The sequence below is a fragment of the Oscillospiraceae bacterium genome (genome assembly GCA_034925865.1).
GTDB lineage: Bacteria > Bacillota > Clostridia > Oscillospirales > SIG627 > SIG704.
In genome coordinates this window covers 1-6627 of the sequence record JAYFRN010000033.1, presented here as the reverse complement: position 1 = coordinate 6627, position 6627 = coordinate 1, and the positions used below count along the sequence as shown (strand labels likewise).

12 protein-coding genes are annotated in these 6627 nt (G+C 37.0%); 1 reads left to right on the top strand and 11 read right to left on the bottom strand.

The genetic code is table 11. The features are described 5' to 3' along the window. From VB118_11205 to VB118_11160, 10 genes are all read right to left on the bottom strand, one after another. The coding region (locus tag VB118_11205) for a hypothetical protein (GenBank protein ID MEA4833167.1) at nt 1–192 on the bottom strand (192 nt) is incomplete at its 3' end. Between the two features lie 356 nt (nt 193–548). Then, complete coding sequence (locus VB118_11200; GenBank protein ID MEA4833166.1) at nt 549–1115, bottom strand: hypothetical protein; 567 nt, start codon at nt 1113–1115, stop codon at nt 549–551. A 272-nt stretch (nt 1116–1387) separates the two neighbouring features. Further along, a complete protein-coding gene (locus VB118_11195) occupies nt 1388–1882 on the bottom strand; it encodes a hypothetical protein (GenBank protein MEA4833165.1) in 495 nt (164 codons plus the stop codon). Continuing rightward, a complete protein-coding gene (locus VB118_11190) occupies nt 1870–2031 on the bottom strand; it encodes a hypothetical protein (protein MEA4833164.1) in 162 nt (53 codons plus the stop codon). Before VB118_11190 ends, VB118_11195 begins: the two co-directional genes overlap by 13 nt. Nucleotides 2032–2186: 155 nt before the next feature. After that, nucleotides 2187–2690 (bottom strand): hypothetical protein, encoded by a 504-nt coding sequence (locus VB118_11185; protein MEA4833163.1) that lies wholly within the window; start codon nt 2688–2690, stop codon nt 2187–2189. 11 nt (nt 2691–2701) lie between these two features. Next, on the bottom strand, nt 2702–3553 hold the full coding sequence (locus VB118_11180) for an RHS repeat-associated core domain-containing protein (GenBank protein MEA4833162.1): 852 nt from the start codon (nt 3551–3553) through the stop codon (nt 2702–2704). Between the two features lie 45 nt (nt 3554–3598). After that, the gene (locus tag VB118_11175; protein MEA4833161.1) at nt 3599–4300 is read right to left on the bottom strand and encodes a hypothetical protein; all 702 of its coding nucleotides are present in this window, start codon (nt 4298–4300) and stop codon (nt 3599–3601) included. 58 nt (nt 4301–4358) lie between these two features. Further along, nucleotides 4359–4589 carry a Tox-REase-5 domain-containing protein gene (locus VB118_11170; GenBank protein ID MEA4833160.1) on the bottom strand — a complete coding sequence of 77 codons (231 nt, stop codon included), beginning with the start codon at nt 4587–4589 and terminating at the stop codon, nt 4359–4361. Between the two features lie 9 nt (nt 4590–4598). After that, the gene (locus tag VB118_11165) at nt 4599–4931 is read right to left on the bottom strand and encodes a hypothetical protein (protein MEA4833159.1); all 333 of its coding nucleotides are present in this window, start codon (nt 4929–4931) and stop codon (nt 4599–4601) included. A gap of 38 nt (nt 4932–4969) precedes the next feature. Next, nucleotides 4970–5341 (bottom strand): RHS repeat-associated core domain-containing protein, encoded by a 372-nt coding sequence (locus tag VB118_11160; protein ID MEA4833158.1) that lies wholly within the window; start codon nt 5339–5341, stop codon nt 4970–4972. A gap of 6 nt (nt 5342–5347) precedes the next feature. Between VB118_11160 and VB118_11155 the strand changes: the two genes are divergently transcribed. Next, on the top strand, nt 5348–5587 hold the full coding sequence (locus VB118_11155) for a hypothetical protein (GenBank protein MEA4833157.1): 240 nt from the start codon (nt 5348–5350) through the stop codon (nt 5585–5587). A 49-nt stretch (nt 5588–5636) separates the two neighbouring features. Here the strand turns inward: VB118_11155 and VB118_11150 are convergent, their stop codons facing one another. After that, complete coding sequence (locus tag VB118_11150; protein MEA4833156.1) at nt 5637–6101, bottom strand: hypothetical protein; 465 nt, start codon at nt 6099–6101, stop codon at nt 5637–5639. Between the last annotated feature and the right edge of the window lie 526 nt (nt 6102–6627).

The window sequence follows — 6627 nt, the reverse complement described above, 5'->3', positions numbered from 1 at the left end:
TTTCCATTGTGTTTCTGCAAGAGCAAACCAAAGAAATGGCTCGTCCTGATCTCCTATTAGTTCCTCATAATCTTTTAGTGTTTTTTCATATGCTTCCGAATTACTAAGTCCATCTTGAAGATATTTAATATAACTATCACGTACATCGCATGTGCTGTCATTGGCATACAGCCCTGCACCCCATGTTCCCATTTGTATTACTCCTTTTATTAATCATCAATCAGCGCTATTATAAATATTATGCTTATTATTCGTTTTTCATATTGTCTTTCCTTTTTATTTTATTGTTGTCTGAATAGGTGACGTTCCATAATTACAACAAATTACAATGGATTTAATTTACAATTATAATAACAACATTGTATTATTATAGATATTCTTTGCCTATATTTGGTGATTAACTTTGTTAAAACGTGTCACGCTGCAGATGTCGGTGTCAACTTCAAGAACCGTCACCTGCGGTTTGTGTTGATAATATTGCTATACCATTTAATTCTTCTATGTCAACAACATAACTAGAACTGTTATCTACTCAATTTACCTCCTTTTTATTCTTCTTTATCAGCTTCTTTAAAGCTCAATCCATAATCTACCATAATCTCTTTGGTCGGATTAGCATAAATATTTTGGGCATCTTTATTAATTACACATGACACACAACCATAGTTATAAGTTGGTAGGAAACTAAAACTATGTCCTGACTTTAAAAATAAGATTGGGAATTTTGATAAAACACTTTCATTAACATTCTTATAAAAATTAATTCCTTTTATGTAATCATAGGTTAATTCATAAATTCCTGTTGCAAATAATATTGAATTTATTTGATTGAAACAAACATCGACTACTTGTAACAGTCTATTGATATTTTTTTCAAAGTTTTTGGGAGTAAAGACAAATTCTGATAAGTAGATTCCAATTTCAATATAATCGACTTCATCATATTCATATACACTAAAATATACTTCTTTCCCAACGAAAAGCGGGTATTGATGATTTAATACTTCCTGTCTTCCTTCATGAAAAGTAAATAATTTTAAAAATTTATCTTCTGCTTGTTCTTTTTTTGCTTTTTCTTTGTCAAGGAAAAAAGTTAAATCGAAATATTCAGGCATTTGATACTCCTCCTCTATCTTTCATTATTGTATATTTCCATTTCTAATAACGTGAGATTAATACAACTACTGTGCTAATTATCATTGTTGAGGGTGCCAATAAGCTAATATCGTGATATAAAGCTTTAATTATATCATTTTGAATAAATATACCAACAATTGTAAGACCTATACATAATACACTGCTTAAAGTAAATATCCAATAACAAATTATACACAAAAGTGTCTCTTTCGGATTTGAATATTCTAAACAGAAGAGCAGTAAAATTCGATTAAAGCCGAATCGCTTTTTTAAAATTTTTTTTACTCTGGTTGTGCTTACGCCGACATATGCGCAGAGAAAAACAAACTTTCTCATTAATAGAATGCAAAGAAATATGCCTGTTGATATTAAAAGAATACCGAGCACTGGGTAATTGTAATTCATAATAATTAACCATGTTTTGCTGCTTGCCAGAAAATGCTCTTCTAATTTCATCTTGAGCTTTACTTTCAAGACCTGTAGCATCGATTATATTTTCTATTGTTGTGTCTCTCGCTCCTTCAACTAAGAGCGTTTTAATGATTGTTTTCCAAATGGATGTTGCTGTTTGTGAAAAGTAGTACTTAATAGCATTACCAATTTCTTTTGTTGCGCCCTTCCCAAGTTGATATCTTACTGCATTACTGATCCGTTTTGCCAGAACAGAACTCATGGAATTAAGATGTGATACCGGGACATCTGGTATACCCATTATCCCGCTAAGTTTATCTCCTAATTTACCCATGATCGCTCCCGAAGCTGTTGAAAAGCCAACATCAAGCCAACCACGTCGCCGTGAGCGTTGTAGAGGTAATATGTCCTTACACCGTCCACATCGGACGCGATGAGATTTATACCGCGGATATAAGTGACAGTGACCGCATTGTTCTGCATTTCGGCAGCGATATTGCCGCCGTCCCAACTACATCGGCGCGCCGAAGACGAATATCAGCGCTATTGAAAATATTATGCTTATTATTCGTTTTTTCATATTGTTTTTCCTTTTGTTTTGGTATAGGTTTGGGGGTGATTAAATATTCTATAGATTATTATTTCTTCCTTGGAAATTGCTTGTTCATATCTGCAAAAAAGTCTGCTATCATTTTCTGCTTTTCCTCTTCCGTATATTCAGGTCGATCATTTCTAGAGCTTTCTTCTATACGCCTAGCCCAAAACAATCGTTCTTTAATATATTCATCAATTGATGAATATATTTTTAGATCGTTATTACTTAAATTATCTGGTGAGTATGCCCATCCTTTTGTTCTGTTGGCTAAATATACACATCCGTTTTCTGTGAGTAGGTCTATAAAATAATATTCACCTCCATCTTTTCGATAGCCAACAACAAAATGATATTCAAGTAGTTTTTTGCCATACATACCTTTTTCTCGTAAACGCTTATTTGTAGATATTATTTTTTTGGCATCGTCAAAGAAAAAATCTTTAAATTTGGTATTTGCTAAACTAGCTTTGGTTGCAGCATCAATATAAGCTTGTGTAAGCTTAATACCTAACTCTTTTTCGATTAAAGCAATATCATTCGTATTCATGCATTATCCTCTTATCTGACAAAATAATCTCCGAACTTATCATTTATTTCTTTTGTTTTTTTATAGATATCATCTATTGTTGGAGATATTTCTTTCCAGTCATTCCTGAATTCATTCCACAGTTGGTTTATTTTTTTATGTATCGTCGGGTCAACGCCTGCAAGATTATCCAACATATTAGGATCGAATCCTTTGCCCATCACATGCGCCCATTCCAGCGGTATGATATGATGAACATCAAGTTTTGTTCCTTTTGCAATTGCTTTTGCAAAATCATCCGAATTTTTTAACAAAAAATCGCGTGCTTCACGGCGTAAAAACTTTTTTGCAAACCAATCTAGTTGTGTACCTGTTTTTATAAGGTCTTTAATTTTATCAAATGTTTTTATTGATTTTGTTGTGCGTAAAGGTGCCTTTAATGTGCCAATTCCGCCGGGAATAAGCGGAACCGCAATGGATATACCGTCTCCAATCAGTGAAGGAATGTCTATCAGCAGGCTCCAATAATCTCCTGAATATAAGTCCATGCCGATATCCAAGACGTCCAGTCCTATATTAAAAGCATCCCAAACCGATTCAATCCAGCGCCCGCTTGAATCTTTATACCTTATAGGATTATTATGTGCATAAGTATATAAATTCAAGCTTAACGGATCCACAATTCTTTGTTTATTGGGCATTTGGCGAGTAATACAAAGAATACTATCCTCGCTCAACATCCGACCCGTTGCAGGATCATAATACCTCGCCCGGAGATATATCTCCCCGGTCTCCTTATCGTAATACTCCGCGCAGTATCTGAACGGGTTGGCATCGCCGGACGCTATGTTCCTCTCAACGCCAAAGGCGTCATAGTCATAGATTTTATTGCAGTCGCAAAGGGATTATCTAAAAGCGGCTATCTCGCCCTAGATGAGTTCCATCTGCTCACTGACTCTTTTCTGTAACAATAGATGTTCTGGATTCTCAATGTCAATTGGCTCATCTTGAAGTTTAATAAAGCAACCGGATTTTACCCATTCGACATTATCCAGAGATTCTATTCGCTTCTTTCCAATTATGTCGATTGTTGCATTGGAGTAAAAGTTTAACCAGTGGACATATGTCGGCTTATTACTCCAAAAATCTTCTGCCAATTGTTTGTTAAAATTATTGTATACAAAAGCAAAATATGGCTTGAATATACTAACTAAATTTTTAAAGAGATTATAAAAATCACTTTTACGATCCGCGAACCCCGAGAAGCCTCCATATGGCAGCGAAATAGTTACAGAATTGTTAAGCGCTGGATTTGTTCCGCCAATACCTATGCTTAATCCAGATGACTTATCCTCATTCATTGATGAAAAAAAGCCAAGTCTTCTCGGCAAATCATTAAAAAGAACCTTGCCTTCTTTATTAATGCTTTTTTCAATTAACTTTTCTAAGTTCTCCTTAGTAAAGTCAAACTCCTTTGCATCCTTTTTTTTATGAACTTTTAAATATTTGTGATCAAGCTCCTCCCCAAATTCTTTTAGTGTTTTTATAATTTTATAGGAAACATCAGCCATATCAGACGTGGACATTTTTTGTGGTCCACACCATAAAACCATGCAAAAAGACTGTACCATACAAAACCTCACTTTCATTCCCGTGCCTTTCTTTTGGAAAGGCACGGGAAGATATTCTTTATTTCGGAGCTTGAAGAATAAAGTTTATTCCCTTAATTCCTTCTCTGGCAAATAAATCTTTCATAGCATTTAAGCTAGCTTGATTGCTTACATACCAATCAATTGCTGTACCTCCAGCTGCACTCAATTGTCTATTGGCTTGATCAATTAGCCCTTGTCCCCCTGAAAACCAACTCTGGAACTGACCGTTCTTACCAACGAAGCTTGAGTAATCACCTTTAACCTCCATAAGTCTACCCTATGAACTCACGCCATCAAACTTTACTCCATTAACAACATATGATTGTCCAGTTCTTCCTGTAATCTGCGTTTGGTAGTCACGGGATGCTTTACTCATTGATTCATTAACATTATGCCATTGACCCTGTGGAGTTTTGGGGCTTATAGCGTAACCATATGCGCCACCGACCACAGCGCCTACAGCTGTACTTCCTACTGTCCACCAATCAGCAGAGTTGGCAAAATTCTCTCCTGAACTATAATCAGCCATCATGAGAACGCCGCCCGCCACCATTGATGAACCAATAAATGCTCCGGCAGCTACAGTTGAAGCCGTTGTCGCAGCCGCCATTCCACTTGCTACTGCTCCAACTGCTGCCGCCCCTGCTGCTATTGAACCACCAGCTGGAAAATAACTGTAAGCCCGGTCACAATAATTCCTGCAATAGCCAACCAATGAATTAATGCATTTCCTGAAGGGTCAACGTACATAACCGGATTGCCCACGCAATACACATATAGATTTAAGCTCAGCGGATCGTTGCTATCCGCATAACCCCATCCGTCCTGCTGTGTAAATCTTCCTATGCTTGCGTTATAATACCTCGCCCGGAGATATATCTCCCCGGTCTCCTTATCATAATACTCCGCACAGTATCTGAACGGGTTGGCATCGCTGGAAGCTATGTTCCTCTCAACAACGAAGGCGTCATAGTCATAGGATTTAATTGCAGTCGCGGATGAATCTGTAAGATTCACCACGTCACCGTGAGCGTTATAGAGGTAATACGTCCTTACGCCGTCCGCATCGGACGCGATGAGGTTTATGCCGCGGATATAGGTGACTGTAATGGCATTGTTCTGCATCTCGGCAGCGATATTGCCGCCGTCCCATACATGAACGGTCGTTGTCGTGCCGTCAGACTTCGTGCGTCTGAGTCCGTCCGTACGGTAGGTGTAGGTCAGAATCCCGTCGCCTGTGAGCTGTCCGAAGAGGTTATACGTTGAAGTCTGAGTTACACCGTCCGTCGTCTTTGTGGTCTGGTTTCCGTTCGCGTCATAGCCGTAGGTGGTTGTCGTCGTTAAGAAATAATTGCTTTGCTATACCACGTTCATTAAGTAAAACTAGAGATTTACCAAATCTTTGTAATAATCCTACTTCAGTATTAATGAAAAAGCAGCAATTATGTTTATCATACGAGCCTCCATCATCCAATTCCATATATACCTCAATAATAATGTGACCAAGCATATCACTGCACCAAATTTCTAGTGAAAGAAACGGTGTTGAGCTGTTCCCTTTAACGCCGTTTTCCCAAAGATATCTATCATTGTTTTTCTTCGGAAAGGTTGACAATCTTATAGCTAGTTCATTTATTGCTTCTGAAGTTGTGTAGCTTCTTATACTTGCTCTAATAAGTTTTGATTGTGCTATGACTTCAATTTCAAAAAAGTCAATGTCTTCCCATACTCGTTTAATTAAAAGATTGTCCATATAATAATCCATATCATTTAAAATCATCAAATTAGCCTGTAATTATATTAAATACGAAATGTATACAAACTTTAGATTTGTCAGTCATTATAACCTCTGGATTGCATTTAATCCATCCTTCTTCTCCCCATATGCCATTACCCATTTGTATAGCTAGTTGCCCATATGGTCATAGGTGTATGTCGTGAGCGACGCGCCTGTCGTATTTGTCGGCGAGGACATACCGGTATACATCGAGGTCATTTTCCCCGCGATATCGTATACATACTTTGTATATTCGTATTCCGTGCCGTTTTTCTGCTTTATCAGAGTCAGTCTTCCGCCAGCGTCATAGATATGTTCGTTATCTGCGCCGTCCGATTGCGTCTGACGGATAATATTTCCATTGTTATCATAATAATACTTTTTGACCGACGTGTCAACCGATGTTATCGGAATTTCTTCTTATATTAATAAGGCAATAATTATTACAGCTTTAAGAAACAAAATGCTCTGGTATATGGGCTTTTTCTCAAAACAATAATTATTTGATTGCCGTTTTAATAACAATCTT

Excerpts from the sequence above, each read along its gene's own strand:
- VB118_11200 (MEA4833166.1), bottom strand. The coding sequence starts at position 1,115 with ATGCCTGAATATTTCGATTTAACTTTTTTCCTTGACAAAGAAAAAGCA.
- VB118_11195 (MEA4833165.1), bottom strand. The coding sequence starts at position 1,882 with ATGGGTAAATTAGGAGATAAACTTAGCGGGATAATGGGTATACCAGAT.
- VB118_11190 (MEA4833164.1), bottom strand. The coding sequence starts at position 2,031 with ATGCAGAACAATGCGGTCACTGTCACTTATATCCGCGGTATAAATCTC.
- VB118_11185 (MEA4833163.1), bottom strand. The coding sequence starts at position 2,690 with ATGAATACGAATGATATTGCTTTAATCGAAAAAGAGTTAGGTATTAAG.
- VB118_11175 (MEA4833161.1), bottom strand. The coding sequence starts at position 4,300 with ATGGTACAGTCTTTTTGCATGGTTTTATGGTGTGGACCACAAAAAATG.
- VB118_11170 (MEA4833160.1), bottom strand. The coding sequence starts at position 4,589 with ATGGAGGTTAAAGGTGATTACTCAAGCTTCGTTGGTAAGAACGGTCAG.
- VB118_11165 (MEA4833159.1), bottom strand. The coding sequence starts at position 4,931 with ATGGCGGCTGCGACAACGGCTTCAACTGTAGCTGCCGGAGCATTTATT.
- VB118_11150 (MEA4833156.1), bottom strand. The coding sequence starts at position 6,101 with ATGATTTTAAATGATATGGATTATTATATGGACAATCTTTTAATTAAA.